This is a genomic window from Filifactor alocis ATCC 35896, assembly GCF_000163895.2.
Lineage (GTDB): Bacteria > Bacillota > Clostridia > Peptostreptococcales > Filifactoraceae > Filifactor > Filifactor alocis.
This window is the reverse complement of the sequence record NC_016630.1, coordinates 1123882-1144361: the sequence shown is the minus strand read 5'-3', so window position 1 is coordinate 1144361 and position 20480 is coordinate 1123882. Positions and strand designations below refer to the sequence as shown.

Genomic DNA, 20480 nt, shown 5'->3' with positions numbered 1-20480 from the left:
ACAAGTACTTGCGAAGTATTTTTTCGTAAATTCGAGGAAAGCAAGCGAAAGAGGAAAGAGCATATACAAATATGTGATTGACGAAAGAGCGTAGCTTGACAAAGAAGAACGGAAAAAGACAAAGCAAGAGAAGGTTTTTTTGAAACGTCGTAAGAGTGTGAAACACTGTAATTTCACCGAAAGCAAAAGAGAACAGACAAAAGCCATTCAAAGCGAGCGAAAGCAAGCAGAGAATAACAAGTTTTCGAAAGTAAAAACATTTACGAGATATTTTTTCGTAAATTCGAGGCGGATGATGAGGAGAGAGGGAGTGTATATAAATACATGACCGATAGACGAAGAAATCCAACAAAGAAGAACGGAAAAATATAAAGTAAGACGCGATCAAGTAAAAAAGAGCATATGGCGAATGCCTAGGCGCTAGGAGCCGAAGAAGGACGTGGTAAGCTGCGAAAAGCTACGGGGAAGTGCAAGCAACTAAAGAGCCGTAGATATCCGAATGAGGAAACTCATACAGGTTAACATCTGTATATTCCATAATGAATCCATAGTTATGGGAGGGGAACCCGGAGAACTGAAACATCTAAGTACCCGGAGGAAGAGAAAGAAACATCGATTTCGTCAGTAGCGGCGAGCGAAAGCGAAAGAGCCCAAACCTAAGTGGGAAACCACATAGGGGTCGACACTCAGAAAGCATTGAAGAACTTAGTCGAATATGCCTGGAAAGGCAAACCAAAGAAGAGTAAAAGTCCCGTAGACGAAAAGAGAAACAAGCAAGAGTGATCAAGAGTACCACAGGACACGAGAAACCCGGTGGGAAGACGGGGGGACCACCCCCCAAGGCTAAATACTACCAAGCGACCGATAGAGAACAGTACCGTGAGGGAAAGGTGAAAAGAACCCCGGGAGGGGAGTGAAAAAGAACCTGAAACCATATGCTTACAAACTGTAGGAGCAAGCAATTGCAAGTGACTGCGTACTTTTTGTAGAACGGGCCAACGAGTTGCGATATGATGCAAGGTTAAATACTTAAGGTATGGAGCCGAAGCGAAAGCGAGTCTTAAGAGGGCAAGAGTACCATATTGCAGACCCGAAACCGGGCGACCTATCCATGTCCAGATTGAAGTTTCCGTAACAGGGAATGGAGGATCGAACCCACGTACGTTGAAAAGTGCGGGGATGAGGTGTGGATAGCGGTGAAATTCCAATCGAGCCCGGAGATAGCTGGTTCTCTCCGAAATAGCTTTAGGGCTAGCGTTTTGCAAGATATATATGGAGGTAAAGCACTGACTGTCCAATGGGTCTTTTAGATTACTGAGGATTATCAAACTAAGAATGCCATATATAGCGCAAAGCAGTCAGACTATGAGTGATAAGGTCCATAGTCGAGAGGGAAAGAGCCCAGACCAACAGCTAAGGTCCCAAAATATATGTTAAGTGGGAAAGGATGTGAGATTGCATAGACAACCAGGATGTTGGCTTAGAAGCAGCCATACATTTAAAGAGTGCGTAATAGCTCACTGGTCGAGTGATCCTGCGCCGAAAATTACCGGGGCTAAAACATAATACCGAAGCTTTGGATTATACTGTAGAGTATAGTGGTAGGAGAGCATCGTATACAGTAAGAAGCAGAATCGAAAGAAAAAGTGGACCGTATACGAGAGAGAATGTTGGCATGAGTAGCGAGAGGAAGGTGAGAATCCTTCCGGCCGAAAACCTAAGGTTTCCTGAGGAAGGTTCGTCCGCTCAGGGTAAGTCGGGACCTAAGCCAAGGCCGAAAGGCGTAGGTGATGGACAACGGGTAATAAATCCCGTACCACCGTAGTTGAATGAGCGAAGGGGGGACGCAGGAGGATGACCGGAGCACGCCGTTGGTAGAGCGTGTCCAAGCAGAAAGCGAGTAAGACCAGGCAAATCCGGTAATACAATCGTAATCTGTGATGGGGAGTGAAAATAAAGTAGCGAAGCCGAATCATTCAAACTGCCAGGAAAAGCCTCTAGCAAGACCAAGGTGCCCGTACCGCAAACCGACACAGGTAGGTGAGGAGAGAATCCTAAGGCCAGCGAGAGAACTGTTGTTAAGGAACTCGGCAAAATAACCCCGTAACCTAGGGAGAAGGGGAGCCTGCGAGAGCAGGCCGCAGAGAATAGGCCCAAGCGACTGTTTACCAAAAACATAGGTTTCTGCAAAACTGCAAAGTGAAGTATAGGAGCTGACGCCTGCCCGGTGCTGGAAGGTTAAGGGGAAGACTTAGAGCAATCGAAGGTTCGAACTTAAGCCCCAGTAAACGGCGGCCGTAACTATAACGGTCCTAAGGTAGCGAAATTCCTTGTCGGGTAAGTTCCGACCCGCACGAAAGGCGTAACGATTTGGGCACTGTCTCAACAACAGACTCGGTGAAATTGTAGTGCCGGTGAAGATGCCGGACACCTGCGACAGGACGGAAAGACCCCATGGAGCTTTACTGCAGCTTAGCATTGGATTTAGGTAACAGATGTACAGGATAGGTGGGAGACTTAGAGTATAGGGCGTCAGCCTTGTAGGAGTCATCGTTGGGATACCACCCTTGTGTTGCTTGAATTCTAACTAGAATCATTGAATCATGATATAGGACACTGCTTGGCAGGCAGTTTGACTGGGGCGGTCGCCTCCCAAAGAGTAACGGAGGCGTCCAAAGGTTCCCTCATCACGGACGGAAATCGTGAGAAGAGTGCAAAGGCAAAAGGGAGCTTGATTGCGAGACAAACAGGTCGAGCAAGGACGAAAGTCGGGCTTAGTGATCCGGTGGTAGAAAGTGGAATTGCCATCGCTCAACGGATAAAAGCTACCCTGGGGATAACAGGCTTATCTCCCCCAAGAGTCCACATCGACGGGGAGGTTTGGCACCTCGATGTCGGCTCATCACATCCTGGGGCTGTAGCAGGTCCCAAGGGTTGGGCTGTTCGCCCATTAAAGTGGTACGCGAGCTGGGTTCAGAACGTCGTGAGACAGTTCGGTCCCTATCCGTCGCAGGCGCAGGAAATTTGAGAGGAGCTGTCCTTAGTACGAGAGGACCGGGATGGACACACCACTGGTGCACCAGTTGTACTGCCAAGTGCACAGCTGGGTAGCTATGTGTGGGAAGGATAAGTGCTGAAGGCATCTAAGCACGAAGCCAGCCTCAAGATAAGATTTCCCATTCGAGAGAAGTAAGATTCCATGAAGACTACATGGTAGATAGGCTCAAAGTGGAAGTGCAGTAATGTATGAAGCGAAAGAGTACTAATCAATCGAGGACTTGATCCGAAGGTAGAAGATGTTATGCAGTTTTGATGGTACAATCCATCAAGTAAGAATATATGATAGAAATGGGGGCATAGCTCAGTTGGGAGAGCACCTGCCTTGCAAGCAGGGGGTCAGGAGTTCGAATCTCCTTGTCTCCACCAATTTTAGTCTTAACAAAAATTACTGCAAGTATGTAGTAAGACAGTTTTGCAAGTATTTTCGAGCAAATTCAAGGCGGATGATGAGGAAAGAGGGAGTGTATATGAGATACAGGACCGATTGACGAAGAAATCCAACAAAGAAGTTGCCGAAAAGCGAAGCAAAAGAAAAGAATATGGTTACAATAGAGAAAGAGATACACCTGTTCCCATCCCGAACACAGAAGTTAAGCCTTTCATCGCTGATGATACTTGGGGTGCAGACCCCCGGGAAAGTAAGTCGTAGCCAATTCCAGTGGCCCCTTGGTCAAGCGGTTAAGACACCGCCCTTTCACGGCGGTAACAGGGGTTCGAATCCCCTAGGGGTCACCAAAGAAAAAGAAAATAGAGAAACATAGTTATTGAATGGGATCATAGCTCAGCTGGGAGAGCACCTGCCTTACAAGCAGGGGGTCATAGGTTCGAGCCCTATTGGTCCCACCATTTGTGGCTCGGTAGTTCAGTTGGTTAGAATGCCAGCCTGTCACGCTGGAGGTCGAGGGTTCGAGTCCCTTTCGAGTCGCCATCTTTATTTTCGAAAAGGTATTTTATATGCTGGCATGGCTCAACGGTAGAGCAGCTGATTTGTAATCAGCAGGTTGTAGGTTCGATTCCTATTGCCAGCTCCATGTTTACAGAGGAGGAGTTCCCGAGTGGCCAAAGGGGGCAGACTGTAAATCTGTTAGCTACGCTTTCAGTGGTTCGAATCCACTCTCCTCCACCAAAAAAACTCTTGACAACATAAGAAAAGATGATATAATAGTATTGTTCTTGATAAAGATACCGTGCGGGTGTAGCTCAGTGGTAGAGCCCCGGCCTTCCAAGCCGGTTGCGAGGGTTCGATCCCCTTCACCCGCTCCAGTGAAAAGTTGATTTTAGGACCTATTAGCTCAGTCGGCAGAGCACCTGACTTTTAATCAGGGTGTCCCGCGTTCGAGTCGCGGATAGGTCACCATTCAAAGTCTTTTTAGGACTCATTAGCTCAGTTGGTAGAGCACCTGACTCTTAATCAGGGTGTCCAGGGTTCGAGCCCCTGATGGGTCACCAACATTCAGCTTTTTAGAGTTATGATTGGAGAAGTACTCAAGTGGCTGAAGAGGCTCCCCTGCTAAGGGAGTAGGTCTGTTAAAGGACGCGAGGGTTCAAATCCCTCCTTCTCCGCCAGTATTTTTAATTTCGAGGTGTAGCGCAGTTTGGTAGCGCATCTGGTTTGGGACCAGAGGGCCGGGGGTTCGAGTCCCTCCACCTCGACCATTTTATGGGCTTATAGCTCAGCAGGTTAGAGCGCACGCCTGATAAGCGTGAGGTCGCAAGTTCGAGTCTTGCTAAGCCCACCAGTACATAAAAGATACTACGGAAATAGTATCTTTTCACTTTTTTGTAAATACTATCATAGGGGCGTAGTTCAGTGGTAGAACGTCGGTCTCCAAAACCGAATGCCGTGGGTTCAAATCCTGCCGCCCCTGCCAGTAAAACCTTTTTGAGACGTTATTTTAATGTTTCGGGAAGGTTCTTTTTTATTTTTTTAACTGTGGTACAATGAAAGAATAAAGCATTTTATTTGGGCAGTTAAGAGGAGGAAAATATATGAGTATTTATAAGAAGATTTCAATAGCATTGCTTATGATATCAATGATAATATTGTTTGTAGCTTGTAGGAATCATGTTAAGTTGAACAATAAGGAAGAGGTGTTTTTTCCAAAAGGTGATAATGGATATCCACAAAATAATATTGTTATGATAAATGGAAAACAGTACCTGTTGAAACATATAGAATCTGCCATGAACAATTCTCATGTGATACATGAAATAGACTTAGAATTAAGTGAGGAAACGGAGGGGATGGTGGAGGTTATTCTTCCGCAGAATATTCCAATCAATTTTTGGAGCATAGGGGTTAATGAAGAGATTGATTTTATTTCATATCACAAGATTGATTATCCAATAGAAGACAAGGATATTGTAGAAGGTGTTTCAGCAACATTACAAAAATTTTGTTTTATTGTGCCACTGGAGAAAGATACAAGTATATCCTTTAAGTGGTCAAATGTGAATGAAATTGAAAAGTCTTTCAATGATAGGGATGAGAATTATTTATTTAAGATAAAAATATTCCGTTAAATTATTGTTTTATGTTTTGACAACATTTTATACAATTAGTCTTCCAAGCGATATCGTTTTAGGAATACATTTTTTTAGCTTTGAATGCTATACATTAAATATTGACATCATAGTATATTATGCTTTCATTTGAATTTCTGATAATAGAAAATAATAGGATATGAAATTATTGTTTTTCTAGATTGTTTTGAGCATATAGCATATAGAGTTATGAAATGAAATTCTGTTTAACTGAAATTGAAAGGTACTTGAGATATAAATGGATGAATGATGTTATTGAGTTAGAAAACTTAGATATTATTTATACGAATAAAAAACCATTCTTTTGGGTAATCCAAGAGAATGGTTTTTTATGTATCATAATCTTTTATTGTACATTAAATGTTTCCGGATTTTTTTCTGTTGTAATATTGATGATGTTGCTGTTATCAACAGGGGCACCTGTTTTTGTGATAAATTCTTGGATAACGTCATCCGGATCTTCTGAAACGATTTTTTTGAAGTCTTCAAAATTAATTGTACCGGAAATGTTGTATCTTGGTAGTTCCAGTTTGTTAGACTGTCTGGTCACTCTACCCGGACGAACGGTAACTGCCATTCTTACACCAATATTTTTTAGTACCTGCTTTATATTGTCGTTATATGAACCGTAAGGATAAGAAAATGCATAAGGCGAACAATCTAACATCGCAAGTGTAGTGGACGCTTTGGATAAGTCTGCATAGACATCATTATAATCTTTTGTAATAAGGGCAGACTTTTTATCAGTTGTCAGATAATGGGTGTTATAAGTATGTGATTGAAACTCGAACACGTCTTTCATTGCTTTCATTTCGTCTGCACTACAGTGCGGTAAACGAGAGGAATTTGTATATTCAGATAAGGTTCCGATATTTTCTACGATTGGAAATTGTGTTGCTCTCATATGGTATTTTTTTAGAATAGGGTAGGCAATTTCATAGTTGCTGCGGTACCCGTCATCCATTGTGATAACAACTGTTTTTGCAGGAAGTTGAATTTTTCCGTCTAAAAAATCTTCTAATTGATTTAGATGAATAGTGGTGTATCCGTGTTCGTATAAGTAGTTCATTTGACGCTCAAAATTTGCTTGTGACACGGTCGGTGAATTAACATCATTTCCTGTTGTGAAATGGTGATACATTAAAATCGGAATTCCTGTATGATTCACATTAGCAAAAGATAGCTGTGGAATCATAAGAAAAAAGACGGTGAACAGTAGTAAAAATTTGCGTTTCATGATAAGTAAATCCTCCTAAATATAAAGATAAGTTCAAACAAGTCTCTTGTATAATTTATGAAAACAGAAATTTTGTTTGTGTGACAGAGTCTTGTTGTTTTTGTAAGAAAGAATGAATTATCCGTTGTTTTTTAAAGATAGTTCATCTATCAACAAGTCTCATTATATCATATACTTAATTGTTACTACATTACAATTATGTCACAATTACCGTATGATAAAACAACACAAAAGAAAACCCCTTACTTTTGATATTGAAAGTAGGGGGTTGATGTTTCACTTAGTAACTGATTCTTCTTCCACAAGTAAAATTTCTGCGTGAGCTCAAACTATCGATTTTGACATGAGAACCGGGGTGTGGTGCATGAATGAATTGGTCGTTTCCGATGTAGATTCCGACGTGACCCGGGAAACAAACCAAATCACCGGCTTTTAGATTGGAACGAGATACCCTTTCACCGACACGAGCTTGTTCATAAGAAGTTCTTGGTAGATAGATTCCTTTTTTTCTAAACACATAGGAAGTAAAACCGCTACAGTCAAATCCACGCGGAGTGGTACCACCCCACACATACGGAGTTCCCAAATAGTTGCATGCGGTTGCAACGATACCGGAAACCTTAGGTTTTGTTCCATATTCTATAATTTTAGGTTTTGCCGATACAAGAACTTTTTGATAGATAACATCTTGTGAAACAATTTCACCATTTATCATTTTTACTTTTCGTTGGACTTCTTTTTTTCCGGGAGTACCTTCTGATACTACTTTAGAGCGACCTTCTGTCATAGACGGATTTTTTCTTTTTTCTACGGAAGGTTCAATTTCAACGACACCGGTTTCTTCGTAAGATACCTGAACATCTACCAACGGTTTTGTGGAAGTTTTTTTGTTATGTTTCAGACTTCCTCTTACTAAGTTGGAACGAGTGGCAGATGCAAGATAATTAGGCTGATTTAATGAATTCAGTGCAATATGTTCATCGTATACCATATCAACCGGAACCAACTCTTCTCCGATGATGTTTACATCTTGAACGAACTCTACGGTAGCGTTTTTCTTGATATTAAGATAAGGCTCTTTTACTTTGTTCAATACTTTCTCTGCTGTCTCTTTGGAATCGACCGCCATGACAAAAGCAGTATTTGATTTAATAAGATAAGCGGGCTTGTATACATCGATGCAATCAATTACATTATGTTGTAATTGTTCGTCGGAAGTAAGCTCTACTCCGGCAAGTCTTCCTTTTTTATGAGATAGTTCCAATTCATATTCAATGTTGCCACCCCATTCTTCCTTTAAGATGGAATCTACTTGTGCTGACAACTGTCTGATATCATTTTTATGTTTTACAAATCCAACAGGACTTCCGTTTGCGGTAATTTGATATCCAAATCCCGGTTGATAAATCATTAAAAATCCGGACAATACTATGGATACGGCAATAGTGAACAACAGAGCCGGATTTCGATAGAGCAATGCTATCGTTTTTTTATAATCAAAATTCATTCGAACATCCTCCATACGATGTTATTTTATATTTCTTATTCTTACTGTATTATATTATACCATAAAAATAATAAAATAATAGGAATATGTTACAATAAAGTTACAAAACCACAAAGCGGAATTTGAACAAAAATAGTAAAACGGCATAAAATAAATAGTTACATAGTATTTTTCAAAAATGTGAAATACAAAAGTTTTACAAATTTTACATAAATAAATAAGAGATATCCGGTAACAAAAGAGTCTTGGTTTGAATTGTGAAGAGTTGTATATCCGGTAAGTTGTGAGGGTTGAAAAAAAAAGAAATAATGATATAATAACGGAGGAGAGGATGAATCTCGATAGAAAAGGGAGAAGTGGTAAAAAATGGACAACCGAATAAAAAAAATGGTTTGGAATATTGTTATCGCAGCACTATGTGTTGTGGTGGTGAGTGGAATTATTATTTTGAAACCTTGGCAACAAGAAGAGCAACCGATTAAAGAAAATTTGCTTTCTCTTGGGATACAGGAACAACGAGACGGAATTGAAGAAGCTTTAGAGCATCAATACCCAAATTTGAAAGATGTAAAAGTAGAGCAAGGTGCATATTCTTTGGACTTGTACAACATGACTGTAGAAGAAGGAAGATGTCACTTTGAAGCAAAAGTAACATTTCCGGAGGAAAAGAAGGATTCTCCTAAAGCAATAGCAAATGAAGAACAACAACCATCTACCTCATCTCAAGAACAAGGGAATGGTATAGGTGCAGCGCCTGTTTCACAAAATATAGAAACAAAATCGCCGGTTCGTATGAAGGGAGCTTATTTTAAAGTATTTTTGGTAGATTCGTTAGATTTTAACAAACGCAAAGAAATATCCGCTTCTTATGAGGCAGTTCCGACAAAAGAAGAAAATGTTGTAGTGTATAAATTGGATGGAATTTTGACATCGGATGATTTGAAATTTCTTATTCGTAAAAATCAAAAATTAGTCATACAATCTTCTTTTTATGACAGTGATATGGACAATCTTGTGGACTATGAAGGAATCTCCCAATATCCACATCATCCGTTCAAAGATGTGATGCTTGATGTATCGGAAGAAAATTGGAAGATATCCGTGCACTATCCAATCAATCAAGAGATACCGACAGAATACGGCTCTATTATTGTAGATGAATTGATAGTAGGACCGAGTCAGATGATATTGACAACAAGAAATGCGTTAGAAAAAGGATATTCTCTGAAGGCTTTTGAGGGCGGAAAACTGATTGCATCAAACGGAAAAATCTATGGTCTGCAACGAAGCTATGCTTTTGAAGGTTCTCCCGAAGGGAAAATGCATTTTTATTTTAATCCTTCAAATTACTTTGAAGTGGATCAACAAAAAGAATATACCTTCCAATTTGACAATATTGTATTGAATGATAATCGTGAAGACAAGCTTGTGTTATCAAAACAAGGAGCATATCCTCAAGTGCATCGTATCTTAGGTCAGGAAGTTGTGATAGAGAGTTTTAAATATGAAGAAGCAAGCGGGATGTTAGAGTTGGATATGATATACAATCCGGAATTGATATCTTTAGATATGTATATGGCAGAGAGCAGTTCAAGAGTTTTTTCACCTCCTGTATTGCAAGAAACGACACGGATCAATCCAAAGTCAAGAGAGAAAGAAGTCGTGCAAACAACCATTCTGCCTGCGAAACTGAAGTTCCATGTACAAAATAAAAATGAATATACTTTGTTAATCAATCACAATGACTTCTACGTGAACAAAAGTGGAGAATTAAAGATTAAAGGGCAGTAGAATGACATATATGATTCAAAATCGGTGGAAGTGTTCACCGATTTTTTGACTATTTCTTCACTATGATTTTTATATAAAATTCTGATTAAATTGACACAATTTTGAATTTGAAATAATCCTTATGTGTAAGCTTGTTCTCATTGGAGCAAGTACAAGTAGAGGGACAGAGTTATTAAATTTTGAACAGGAACTTACAATTATGATATAGGGCAATTGAAACAAGCAATAGTATCACTTTGATTAAAATATGGGGTGGGAATAGAGAAACCGAAACAACAGCAATAAAAATATAGAGAATCGTGTAAATTTCCGTATCGAGTGGGTATACACTAAAGTAATAGAAAAAGAGGGGGAAGATGGATGAGATATTCAGGAATAGTATATAGACCGCCAAGTGAAGGAAGAAGTTTGATTGTGCAAGCAACAATAGGATGTTCTCACAACAAATGTACTTTCTGTGATATGTATAAAGATAAGGTATTTCAAGTGCGTAAGGTGGAAGATATTTTGCAAGATTTTAGGGAAGCGAGGAGCTATTATCCTTATGTGAGAAGAATCTTTTTGGCAGACGGAGATGCCTTGATTATGAAAACAGAACAGTTGGTTCAAATTTTGGAGCATATTCAAGAGAACTTTCCGGAATGTGAGAGAGTAGCTGTCTATGCTTCTCCGTACAGTATCAAGAGCAAAACTGTAGAGGAATTGAAATTATTGCATCAAAAGGGATTAGGAATCGGATATATCGGTTTGGAATCCGGTAGCGACAGGATTTTGAAAAAAATCAACAAAAATGTTACCTCTGCAGAAACCATTGAATGTGGATTGAAGTTAAAAGAGGCAGGCATCGCTGTTTCTGTGACTGCAATTTCCGGGTTGGGCGGAATCGAATATTGGAGAGAACACGCAGTTGAAACAGGAAAGGCGTTTTCTGCAATGAATCCTGAGTATATTGGATTATTAACCTTGTTTATGAGAGGGGACACTCCGCTAAAAAAAGAGTTTGAAGAAGGAAAATTTCATATTTTGACACCGGAAGAAATTATGATGGAATCGATGCTGATGTTACAAAATATTGATTCTCCGGGAACAATTTTGAGAAGTAATCATGTTTCCAACTATGTCAACTTGTACGGAACATTGAACCAAGACAGAGAAAAAATGATTCAATTGTTACAGAATGCAATGGATGAATGTAATTTCAGACCGGAGTATTTTAGAACTTTATAAAAAAGCTGATTTTATGTTGAAAAATCGCAAGATTAGGATGACCGAAACAAAAACAAGAACGTGTCTGTTGAGTGGGAGGGTGATCCTATTTTTGTGAAAAAAGAAAATAGATTGATAAGTTGAGATTACTGTGAAGGAGAATAGTATGAATCTATATGAACAGTTGGCAAAAGAGTTTGGATTAAAGAAGAAACAGGTTGAAGGAGCAATTCATCTGATTGATGAAGGCAATACCATTCCTTTTATTGCACGATACCGAAAAGAAGCGACGGGAGAAATGTCGGATGAAGTATTGCGTGATTTTTATGACAGATTGAAATATCTTAGAAATTTGGAAGATAGAAAACAGCAGGTCAAAGCTTCAATTGAAGAACAGAACAGGTTGACACCTGAGATTATCTCCGCTTTGCAAGAGGCAAAAACTTTGGTGGAGGTAGAGGATATCTATGAACCTTACAAGAAAAAAAGAAAGACAAGAGCATCCGTTGCGATTGAAAAAGGATTGGAGCCGCTTTCCTATGTGATTCGATTGGGAGAAGAAAATCTGCTTCAGCAAGCACAAAATTTTGTAAATGAAGAAAATGAAGTGTTGACAGCGGAAGATGCGTTGCAAGGTGCGATGGATATTGTAGCACAACAGCTGTCAGAGGATTTTGAACGAAAAAAGAAAATCAGGAACATTGTGTTTTCAACTACAAAGATTGAGACTTCCCGAAAGAAAAGTGCTGAAGAAAAAGAGGGATATTTAACTTATTCCATGTACTTTGAGTATAACGAAACAGCAAAAGACATTCCTCCGCATCGTATTTTGGCAATCAATCGTGGAGAAAAAGAAGATATCTTGAAAGTAAAGTATTTGCATGAAGAACAAAACATAAAGTCCGTGTTGATGGAAGATATTGTGCATACCGAACACAATGAAGATTGTTTGAACCGGATTGTAGAGGATGCTCTGAAACGATTGATTCTTCCGTCATTGGAGAGAGAACTTCGTTCTACTATGACAGAAACAGCGGAAGAAAGAGCAATTGAGGTATTCGGTCAGAATTTAAAAGATTTGCTACTACAAGGAACCTTGCCGAATGTCACGATTTTGGGTTGGGACCCCGCATTTCGAACAGGTTGTAAAATTGCAGTCATTGATTGCACCGGAAAAGTATTGGATACGGCAACCATCTATCCGACCGCTCCACAGAACAAAGTAGAAGAGAGTAAAAAGGTAATTTTGAATCTGATTGACCGCCATCAAATTGATGTGATTGCGATTGGAAACGGAACAGCATCGAGAGAATCGGAAGAGATAGTAAGAGAGATTATCAAAGAGAGCAAACGAGAAGTACACCATATTATTGTCAATGAGGCGGGAGCTTCTGTTTATTCGGCATCCAAGTTAGGGACAGAGGAGTTTCCGGATATGAATGTGTCATTGAGAGGAGCTGTTTCCATTGCGAGGAGATTGGCAGATCCTTTGGCGGAACTGGTTAAAATTTCCCCCGAACATATCGGAGTCGGACAATATCAACATGATGTCAACCAAGGAAGACTGTTAGAGGTTTTGAAAGGTGTAGTAGAAAATGCTGTAAATACGGTTGGAATTGATTTGAACACAGCCTCTTCCTCATTGTTGGGATATGTTTCCGGAATTACACCTTCTATTGCCAAAAACATTATCGAGTATCGAGAAACAAACGGTGCATTTCGTAACCGTAAAGAGCTTTTGAAAGTAAAACGATTGGGGGCATCTTCCTTTGAACAATGTGCAGGATTTCTTCGTATCAAGGACGGTACGGAAGTTTTGGACAACACTTTGGTGCATCCTGAGAGTTATGATAAGGCATATGGAGTGTTGTATTCTCTGCATATCGCTTCAGATGAATTAGATACTGACAGTGCAGAGACTTCCGAAGAATTTGAAAAAATTGATTTTCCACAATTAGCTACGCAGTTGGAAGTGGGAATACCAACCTTGAAAGATATTGTGTCAGAACTCAAGAAACCGGGACGAGATATTCGACCAAAAAGGAATCCGGTTGAGTTTTTGTCAGAAATTATGACCTTGGATGATTTGAAAGAAGATATGGTATTGACAGGAACTGTTCGTAATGTATTGGATTTTGGAGCTTTTGTAGATATCGGACTCAAGAGCGACGGCTTGGTTCACATCTCTGAGCTAAGCGATAAATATGTAAAACATCCCCTGGATATCGTGAGAATCGGGGATATTGTAACCGTTCGTGTGATCAAGATTGATCGAGAGAGAGGCAAAGTCGGACTTTCTATGAAACAATTGCCACAACACTAAATATTCAGAATAATAAAAACCTCTAAATTTTGGTTAATTGTAAAATGAAAATGAACTAAAAAAATTCCATAGAAAATCACGTTTGGTATAATTGAATCACCACAAAACAAAAAAACCAAAGGTGATGACTATGGAATATAATAATACTACAGCAAATTCAAGAAAAAATAAACATTTAAACGATTTCGAAAGAGGACAAATTCAACTTCTGCATAATAAAGGATATTCAGCATACAAAATAGCAAAAGAACTTCGTAGAGCATCCAACACCATAAGAAATGAGTTAAAAAGAGGTACAGTAACTCAAATAAAAGGAATACATGATGTACAAGTATATTATCCGGATACAGGTAAGTTAGTATATGAGAAGAATCGAAAAAATTGCAAAAAGAAATTTAAAGCCTTGAAATGTAGCAAATATTTAGACTTTGTAAAGCAAAAGTTTAATGAAGAAAAATGGTCGTTAGATGCAATTTGTGGATATGCAAAGTTAAATAAGCTATATGAAGGTCAAAGAGTCTGCACCAAGACATTATACAATTATGTAGATATAGGTCTAATAGGAATAAAATCTATTGATTTGCCCTTAAGAGTGAAAAGAAAACCGGCTAAAAAACGAGTAAAAGAAAACAAAAGAAAACTTGGAAAAAGTATAGAAGAAAGACCGCAAGAAATAGAAACAAGAAAAACATTTGGAAATTGGGAAATAGATACAGTAATACCAAAGAAAAACAAAGAAGAAGCATCATTAATAACCATAACAGAAAGAAAAAGTCGAATGGAACTAATCTTAAAATTAAACAGAAGAAAAGCATCCATAGTAAATGAAACATTAAAGAACACATTGAACAGATTGAAGGAACCACAAAAAATATTTAGAAGCATAACAAGTGATAACGGCTTAGAGTTTGCGAAATTATGTGAACTTGAAAAAACATATATAGGAAACATCTATTACTGTCATCCCAATAATCCCCAGGAAAGAGGAACAAATGAAAAGCACAATAGCCTAATCAGAAGATTTCTACCGAAAGGAAAATCATTAAATGATTATGAAGAAGAACACTATATAAAGATAATGAATTGGATGAACAATTTGCCAAGAAAAATCCTAAATTACCGCACTCCTATAGAAGTTTTTATAGAAGAACTAAATAACTTAGGACTTTTAGATGATAATGAGGAATTAGTTCAATTTGATATTGCAATTTAAGACCTCTAAATTTTTAATAAACAGAAAATTTGTATTGACTATGAATAATTTTCGTGTATAGTAAATCATAAGGGAGTGTTTCCCCTTTTGGTACTTTTTTATATTATTGATATTGTAAGGAGGTTTTTTATGTCAAACAACAGTAAACCGTCGAAGGCATCGTTTCTTTTACCTTCCGTTATTGGAATTATCTTATTTATGATACCGGTACAGAAAGCATTCTTTGGTGGAAAAGGTGAAGATGCTCACGACTGGACAATTATTGTAAAGATTCTTGCTGATTTTATCAGCGGTATCATTGGAGACTTTCTTCCGATGCTATGTGTTATTATCGTTACCATTTCTGCATTTATGTCGGTGTTGGCGCTTGTAAAACCGAAATTCATTACAGAAAGTAAGCTGTTAAAAGAAATCTTTGAAACCACACCGGTATGGGCTGCGGTTAGAGTAGTCGGATGTGTGTTTATTTGGTTAATATATTTACAAGTTCAAGCCGGAGAAGAGCAAACAGGTTTCATTCATATGATTACAGAAGCTGACGGTGGTGGATTCATACTTTCAGACCTGTTGACAGTACTCGTTATTATCTTTGCAATTGCAGGATTGTTGCTACCGTTATTATTGGATTTCGGATTATTGGAGTTTGTAGGAGCATTATTGACAAAGCTTATGCGTCCGTTGTTCAAAATTCCGGGACGTGCTGCGGTAGACTGCTTTACTTCTTGGATTGGTGACGGTACACTTGGAGTTATGTTGACCTGTAACCAATATGAAGGAGGATATTATTCCGCAAGAGAGGCATCTGTTATTGCTACAACATTCTCTGCGGTTTCTATTACATTCAGTATTGTGGTTTTGGCTCAAGTTGGTTTGATGGAATACTTCGGAGTATATTATTTACTCATTTGTTCGATAGGAGTGGTTTGTGCAATTATCTGTCCGAGAATTCCACCTCTTTCTATGAAAAAAGACACCTATTTAGTGGAAGGAAGAGCAATTCCGGAAGATATTCCTTCCGAATTCAACTCTTCTTTTGAATATGGTATGCACTTAGCATTAAAGAGAGTTGCTGAACACAAAGGGGTTGGAGAGTTCTTACGAAACGGAATTAAAAATGCGGCAGGAATGTGGTTCGGTGTACTTCCGGTTGTAATTGCGATTGGACCTGTTGCGTTATTGCTTGCAAATCATACAGAAGTCTTTTCAATTTTAGGCAAACCGTTTTTACCGTTGCTTAACATGCTGCAAGTTCCTGAGGCTGCAGAGGCATCTAAAACAATGATTGTCGGATTTACCGATATGTTTACACCATCTGTAATTGCAGCGGCAAACATCACATCACCGATGACGAAATTTATCATTGCGGTTATTTCTGTAACACAACTGATTTATTTATCCGAGGTTGGTGGACTGATTTTAGGTTCCAAGCTTCCGGTAAACTTTTTAGACTTATTTGTGATTTTCTTGGAAAGAACAATTATCAGCTTGCTGATTGTCTGTCCGGTTGCACATTTGATATTCTAAGAAATTTTCACGCGAAGATAGGAATGACACTTACGATGGAATATGTAAATTTCAATAATAATTGAATCGTACAATATTAAACCTGAGTTGATGATAGATAGCTGTAGTATCATGTCATTACGAAACACACGGGTTGGAAGTATGATTCATAGAGAATGGAAATGAGTGTAGGTTTTAATAGTTATTACTATAAAATCATTAGTATAAAATCAAAAACAGGTTTCGGAAGATATTCCGGCAACCTGTTTTTTTTATCGAAGAAAAAGGCCTATAGGACAAAAAGTGTTGATAAAAACCGCTGTATATATTGTAAAAACAATGTGTGTAGCGGTTTAATGTTTTTTAAAAGAAGATTGAAGGTGGACAAAAAGTGTTGATAAAAACCTTTATGTATGTTGAAGTATCAACTCATATAGAGGTGTTTAGTTGTTTTTGTTCTTATTTTATTTTGTAAAACCTGTATTCCAATTCTCTGTTTGAATTCCCTTATATCATCGTCGTTTCAAGTTGTGATTCATAGTGTAAATTCTTGTTCATCCTAAGCAATTCCATACTCCGTTCTCGTAACTTTGGAAAGAAAGAGCTTTTGGTACATTTTTGAAATTTGAATATGGGGTAATTTTATTAGGTTTTAGTATGATATGGATGCATTTTTTCGAAGAGATTCTGTTTCGAAATTCATTACAAAAACCTTTCATCCACATCGTACTCAAATCGTTTTTGAGAACGCATTGCTAAAATATGTGCTAATTCTCCACCCAAGACAATGATGATTCCGCTCCAATACAAGAACAGCAACATAATGATGATGGCACCGAGAGAACCGTATATGATAGAATATCTGCCGAAATTGGAAGTATAGAAAGAGAGTATCATAGAAGTAACAATCCATAAACTCACGGAGAACAATGCACCGATGATAGTGTATTTTCTCGGAAAGTTTCGATCAGGGATAATATTGTAAAGTAAGAATACAATGGTTACAACACCGAAGAACGGAATAATCCAACGAATAATTTGCCATACATCTGTCCAATCTTGATTTAATTTGAAAAATCGCAACACAGTTTCACATGCATTTTTACCGATAGAAGAAGAGATGAGAGACACAAAAATAAATAAAATCATCAATACAACCAAAGGAAAACTGGCAAGCTGTTTTTGAAGTGATAGAGGTCTCTCACTTCGAAATGCGTGATTTAGTGAAAAGAGCAATGATCTAATCGCAGAAGTTGCCATCCAAATCATTATTATCATACTCATGACAAACATCTTATTATGATCACTGTGAGATAAGTGTGACAGGTATTGCTGCAAGACATAGATAACATTGTCCGGGAAAAAATGTGACAGGTTACCTAATTGCTCCTTGATATTTAAATCAAATCTTCCCAAGATTCCGTTTACGGCTATTAAAAATGGGAAGAGAGACAAAATAAAAAAGTATGCAAGCTGTCCGCCCAGTTGTGATAAGTTGTCCGCTACATATCGTTTTGCAAGACACTTGAAACTGTACAACAAGACATGGTCTTTTGGTTTGGGTTCCATAGCATCTTTTATGTGTTGAATCATTTTCATGAAACTATCCTTTCTTTATCTATCTCTATTTATATTGATTACTGATTAAAGTTATCATAAAAATTTGTTATTGTATTATTATATCTTACTTCTCTTTTTTATAATCCTTATACTATTCTTACACTTTAAAATAGTGTTTCGTATTAGATCATAGTATAGACAATTTTGATGAAAAGTAGTTAGGAAGATACCTTTCTTCTTATATCATACCATAAATTTCGAAATTTGAGCTTTGTGTATGGTTCGATATTTATCAGCACACTGATATTTGTCTGATTGATACTGTTATTTGTTTCGTTGGAGCACTTTGTTATAATTTTATACTAAAACTCAATAGAATGATTTGCTTATTTCATGGAAAATGAAGTATTTCAGACACTTGAAAAAGTTATGAGCAGACTCTGTAAAAGTGTAAATAAACTGATTAATGAAAACAGTCAAAAATATAACTATCGGTTCAATCGTTTCATCGGGTTTTAGTATTACATTACTGTTGATGGTGTAGTATTTCAATCATTTTCTATTTTAATCAGTGAGAGGTTAACCGGAGCATTTCTTTTAAAGTTAAAATCAAATTTATGGCGCATTCATCGCGTTCATTAGGATTTGGGATAACATATTCTCTGTAATATTACAATCTTGGTTAAATCACATTATTCTGTAAACATCCATTTTTTAAAAACAAAAAAACTACGATGGATCCAAAGATGAGGAGCATCGCAGTCTTTATTTTTTAATAGTGTTGAACAGATGAAGATATAAAACTGAATAGGGTAGCTGAGAACAAAATCCAAAGAAAGATACCGATTGCCATAAAGATTAACATTGCTCTAAAATAGTTTTTCTTGCTTGGATTGACATCAGATCCGAACGCCCAAACAAAAGGTAAAACAATATTTGCAATCGGAATACATAGCAATAACATAGTAATAATCCATTCCTTCATCGTTACGACCGGAGCGTAATCATCATTTCCGGAATACATTCCTTCATCATATAGGTTCATATCATCATTCATAAGAAGTCCTCCTAAATAAAATATTTATTATAATTAACCGGCAATAATTATAACATATATTGATAATTTTAGTCAAATAATGTTATATAGTATCCCAATTTAGTTTAGGTTTTTTATATAAATTATAAAAAATACTGTATAAAAGGTATAGATTTGATTTACAGAAAGAGGATTTATTTTTATTTAAGCATGGGATAGGAATTTTCTCAAAGAATAATTTATATAGAAATTATTGACAAGTAGAAGAAATAGTGTTATTTTATATATAAAATAAAGTATATTGTATACAAAATACAAAAATGACAGCAAGTTGAATGTGATGAGCGTAGTTTTTCTTGAAAAAACAATAAAAAGTTCTATTTTTAATAGTTGTGTATACTGCACTATTTTAATGGAGTTAGTAAGTTTGTGTATAAAAATGCTCTTGTTACAAAACATCTTGATAGTGTAAAAATGAGAAAGTTTTTTGAAATAAATATTGATATGAATAAAAAATGATAGGAGGAAAAACAATGGATTATTGTTGTCAATCAATGGTAGGAAAAATTCAAGCTATTCTTATAAAACATCCTAAGGATGCTTTTATAAGTCAACAAAATTTAGAGAATACCTATGAAGAATTTAATTACATAGGTTGTCCTAATTATGAAACTGTTTTAAATGAGTATGAAATTTTTGAAAAAATTATCAAGGAACATGTAGAAACTGTTCATTATTTACCTATGAATGATTCAGTAGGGTTGGATTCAATTTATGCACACGATTCTTTGAAAGTTACAAAGAAAGGCGCAATTTATTTTCCGATGGGTAAAGTGTTGAGAGGGAAAGAAGGGATTGCTACCGAAGAATACTTAAAGTCTATAGGAATTCCTACATTAGGTCATATTAAGGCGCCTGGAAAAATGGAAGGTGGTGATGTTGTTTGGATAGATGAAAAAACAGTAGCAATTGGAAGAGGATATCGAACAAATACAGAAGGAATCGAACAATTTAAGGAACTTACGAAGGATTTCGTAGAAGAATACATTATAGTGGATATGCCACATGCTGACGGAGAAACGGAGTGTCTTCATCTTATGAGTATCATTAGTATGATAGATAATGATTTGGCAGTAGTATATTCCAAGTATATGCCAATTAGATTCAGAAATTTTTTGAAAGAGAGAGGCATGAAATTATTAGAAGTAGATGATGAAGAATATGGTTATTTAGGCTCTAATGTATTGGCACTTGCACCAAGAGTGTGTATTGTGATTGAAGGGGTGCCGAGAATCAAAAAATTAATGGAAGAAGAAGGCTGTAAGGTATTTGTATATCCGGGAAAAGAACTTTCATATAGAGGAACGGGAGGACCAACTTGTTTGACTTGTCCGTTGCATAGAGAGTAATAAAGGTTTTGTAGATAAAGCAAAGTTAATAAGGTTATTGGTAGTTATATGTTTATTCATATTTAATTCGTTAATAAGGTGGTTGTTTCAC

11 protein-coding genes, 13 tRNA genes and 2 rRNA genes are annotated in these 20480 nt (G+C 37.3%); 22 read left to right on the top strand and 4 right to left on the bottom strand.

Features of this window, described 5'->3' with window-relative positions; all coding sequences use genetic code 11:
- Window positions 1-382: 382 nt before the first annotated feature.
- The 16 genes from HMPREF0389_RS05025 (at window position 383) to HMPREF0389_RS04950 (ending at window position 5583) form a co-directional block, all read left to right on the top strand.
- A 23S ribosomal RNA gene (locus HMPREF0389_RS05025) occupies window positions 383-3286 on the top strand.
- A gap of 64 nt (window positions 3287-3350) precedes the next feature.
- Window positions 3351-3426, top strand: a tRNA-Ala gene (locus tag HMPREF0389_RS05020).
- Window positions 3427-3598: 172 nt separating this feature from the next.
- Window positions 3599-3715 (top strand): 5S ribosomal RNA (rrf, locus tag HMPREF0389_RS05015).
- 5 nt (window positions 3716-3720) lie between these two features.
- Window positions 3721-3795 (top strand) — tRNA-Glu (locus HMPREF0389_RS05010).
- Window positions 3796-3830: 35 nt separating this feature from the next.
- A tRNA-Val gene (locus HMPREF0389_RS05005) sits at window positions 3831-3906 on the top strand.
- 5 nt (window positions 3907-3911) lie between these two features.
- Window positions 3912-3988, top strand: a tRNA-Asp gene (locus tag HMPREF0389_RS05000).
- A gap of 28 nt (window positions 3989-4016) precedes the next feature.
- Window positions 4017-4091, top strand: a tRNA-Thr gene (locus HMPREF0389_RS04995).
- A 10-nt stretch (window positions 4092-4101) separates the two neighbouring features.
- Window positions 4102-4186: transfer RNA gene (locus tag HMPREF0389_RS04990), tRNA-Tyr, on the top strand.
- Between the two features lie 63 nt (window positions 4187-4249).
- A tRNA-Gly gene (locus HMPREF0389_RS04985) sits at window positions 4250-4323 on the top strand.
- Between the two features lie 18 nt (window positions 4324-4341).
- Window positions 4342-4417 (top strand) — tRNA-Lys (locus HMPREF0389_RS04980).
- 16 nt (window positions 4418-4433) lie between these two features.
- A tRNA-Lys gene (locus HMPREF0389_RS04975) sits at window positions 4434-4509 on the top strand.
- Window positions 4510-4535: 26 nt separating this feature from the next.
- Window positions 4536-4626 (top strand) — tRNA-Ser (locus tag HMPREF0389_RS04970).
- Window positions 4627-4639: 13 nt separating this feature from the next.
- A tRNA-Pro gene (locus HMPREF0389_RS04965) sits at window positions 4640-4716 on the top strand.
- A 6-nt stretch (window positions 4717-4722) separates the two neighbouring features.
- Window positions 4723-4799: transfer RNA gene (locus HMPREF0389_RS04960), tRNA-Ile, on the top strand.
- A gap of 57 nt (window positions 4800-4856) precedes the next feature.
- Window positions 4857-4931: transfer RNA gene (locus HMPREF0389_RS04955), tRNA-Trp, on the top strand.
- Window positions 4932-5049: 118 nt separating this feature from the next.
- Window positions 5050-5583 carry a hypothetical protein gene (locus HMPREF0389_RS04950; protein ID WP_014262595.1) on the top strand — a complete coding sequence of 178 codons (534 nt, stop codon included), beginning with the start codon at window positions 5050-5052 and terminating at the stop codon, window positions 5581-5583.
- A gap of 367 nt (window positions 5584-5950) precedes the next feature.
- Here HMPREF0389_RS04950 and HMPREF0389_RS08735 read toward each other — a convergent pair whose 3' ends face one another.
- Window positions 5951-6841, bottom strand: coding sequence for a polysaccharide deacetylase family protein (locus HMPREF0389_RS08735; protein WP_014262594.1), 891 nt, complete (start codon window positions 6839-6841; stop codon window positions 5951-5953).
- A gap of 280 nt (window positions 6842-7121) precedes the next feature.
- Complete coding sequence (locus tag HMPREF0389_RS04940; protein WP_014262593.1) at window positions 7122-8348, bottom strand: C40 family peptidase; 1227 nt, start codon at window positions 8346-8348, stop codon at window positions 7122-7124.
- A gap of 366 nt (window positions 8349-8714) precedes the next feature.
- On the opposite strand from HMPREF0389_RS04940, the gene HMPREF0389_RS04935 reads away from it, so the two are divergent.
- The 5 genes from HMPREF0389_RS04935 (at window position 8715) to HMPREF0389_RS04915 (ending at window position 16405) form a co-directional block, all read left to right on the top strand.
- Window positions 8715-10139 carry a hypothetical protein gene (locus tag HMPREF0389_RS04935; protein ID WP_041250816.1) on the top strand — a complete coding sequence of 475 codons (1425 nt, stop codon included), beginning with the start codon at window positions 8715-8717 and terminating at the stop codon, window positions 10137-10139.
- A gap of 360 nt (window positions 10140-10499) precedes the next feature.
- Window positions 10500-11366 carry a radical SAM protein gene (locus HMPREF0389_RS04930; protein WP_014262591.1) on the top strand — a complete coding sequence of 289 codons (867 nt, stop codon included), beginning with the start codon at window positions 10500-10502 and terminating at the stop codon, window positions 11364-11366.
- A 145-nt stretch (window positions 11367-11511) separates the two neighbouring features.
- A complete protein-coding gene (locus HMPREF0389_RS04925; protein ID WP_014262590.1) occupies window positions 11512-13668 on the top strand; it encodes a Tex family protein in 2157 nt (718 codons plus the stop codon).
- Between the two features lie 130 nt (window positions 13669-13798).
- Window positions 13799-14881, top strand: a complete 1083-nt coding sequence (locus HMPREF0389_RS04920) for an IS30 family transposase (protein WP_049770186.1) — start codon at window positions 13799-13801, stop codon at window positions 14879-14881.
- 129 nt (window positions 14882-15010) lie between these two features.
- Window positions 15011-16405 carry a YjiH family protein gene (locus HMPREF0389_RS04915; RefSeq protein WP_014262589.1) on the top strand — a complete coding sequence of 465 codons (1395 nt, stop codon included), beginning with the start codon at window positions 15011-15013 and terminating at the stop codon, window positions 16403-16405.
- Window positions 16406-17086: 681 nt separating this feature from the next.
- On the opposite strand, the gene HMPREF0389_RS04910 is transcribed toward HMPREF0389_RS04915, so the two are convergent.
- Both HMPREF0389_RS04910 and HMPREF0389_RS04905 read right to left on the bottom strand, forming a co-directional pair.
- Window positions 17087-17983, bottom strand: coding sequence for a YihY/virulence factor BrkB family protein (locus HMPREF0389_RS04910; protein WP_014262588.1), 897 nt, complete (start codon window positions 17981-17983; stop codon window positions 17087-17089).
- Window positions 17984-18716: 733 nt separating this feature from the next.
- A complete protein-coding gene (locus HMPREF0389_RS04905) occupies window positions 18717-19001 on the bottom strand; it encodes a hypothetical protein (RefSeq protein ID WP_014262587.1) in 285 nt (94 codons plus the stop codon).
- Window positions 19002-19513: 512 nt separating this feature from the next.
- Here HMPREF0389_RS04905 and HMPREF0389_RS04900 point away from each other — a divergent pair.
- Window positions 19514-20389: a dimethylarginine dimethylaminohydrolase family protein gene (locus HMPREF0389_RS04900; RefSeq protein WP_014262586.1), complete on the top strand. Its 876-nt coding sequence runs from the start codon at window positions 19514-19516 to the stop codon at window positions 20387-20389.
- The last annotated feature ends 91 nt before the right edge of the window (window positions 20390-20480 follow it).

What these genes read in the sequence shown, in the direction of transcription:
- HMPREF0389_RS04950 (WP_014262595.1), top strand. Translation starts at nt 5,050, where the DNA reads ATGAGTATTTATAAGAAGATTTCAATAGCATTGCTTATGATATCAATG.
- HMPREF0389_RS08735 (WP_014262594.1), bottom strand. Translation starts at nt 6,841, where the DNA reads ATGAAACGCAAATTTTTACTACTGTTCACCGTCTTTTTTCTTATGATT.
- HMPREF0389_RS04940 (WP_014262593.1), bottom strand. Translation starts at nt 8,348, where the DNA reads ATGAATTTTGATTATAAAAAAACGATAGCATTGCTCTATCGAAATCCG.
- HMPREF0389_RS04935 (WP_041250816.1), top strand. Translation starts at nt 8,715, where the DNA reads ATGGACAACCGAATAAAAAAAATGGTTTGGAATATTGTTATCGCAGCA.
- HMPREF0389_RS04930 (WP_014262591.1), top strand. Translation starts at nt 10,500, where the DNA reads ATGAGATATTCAGGAATAGTATATAGACCGCCAAGTGAAGGAAGAAGT.
- HMPREF0389_RS04925 (WP_014262590.1), top strand. Translation starts at nt 11,512, where the DNA reads ATGAATCTATATGAACAGTTGGCAAAAGAGTTTGGATTAAAGAAGAAA.
- HMPREF0389_RS04920 (WP_049770186.1), top strand. Translation starts at nt 13,799, where the DNA reads ATGGAATATAATAATACTACAGCAAATTCAAGAAAAAATAAACATTTA.
- HMPREF0389_RS04915 (WP_014262589.1), top strand. Translation starts at nt 15,011, where the DNA reads ATGTCAAACAACAGTAAACCGTCGAAGGCATCGTTTCTTTTACCTTCC.
- HMPREF0389_RS04910 (WP_014262588.1), bottom strand. Translation starts at nt 17,983, where the DNA reads ATGAAAATGATTCAACACATAAAAGATGCTATGGAACCCAAACCAAAA.
- HMPREF0389_RS04905 (WP_014262587.1), bottom strand. Translation starts at nt 19,001, where the DNA reads ATGAATGATGATATGAACCTATATGATGAAGGAATGTATTCCGGAAAT.
- HMPREF0389_RS04900 (WP_014262586.1), top strand. Translation starts at nt 19,514, where the DNA reads ATGGATTATTGTTGTCAATCAATGGTAGGAAAAATTCAAGCTATTCTT.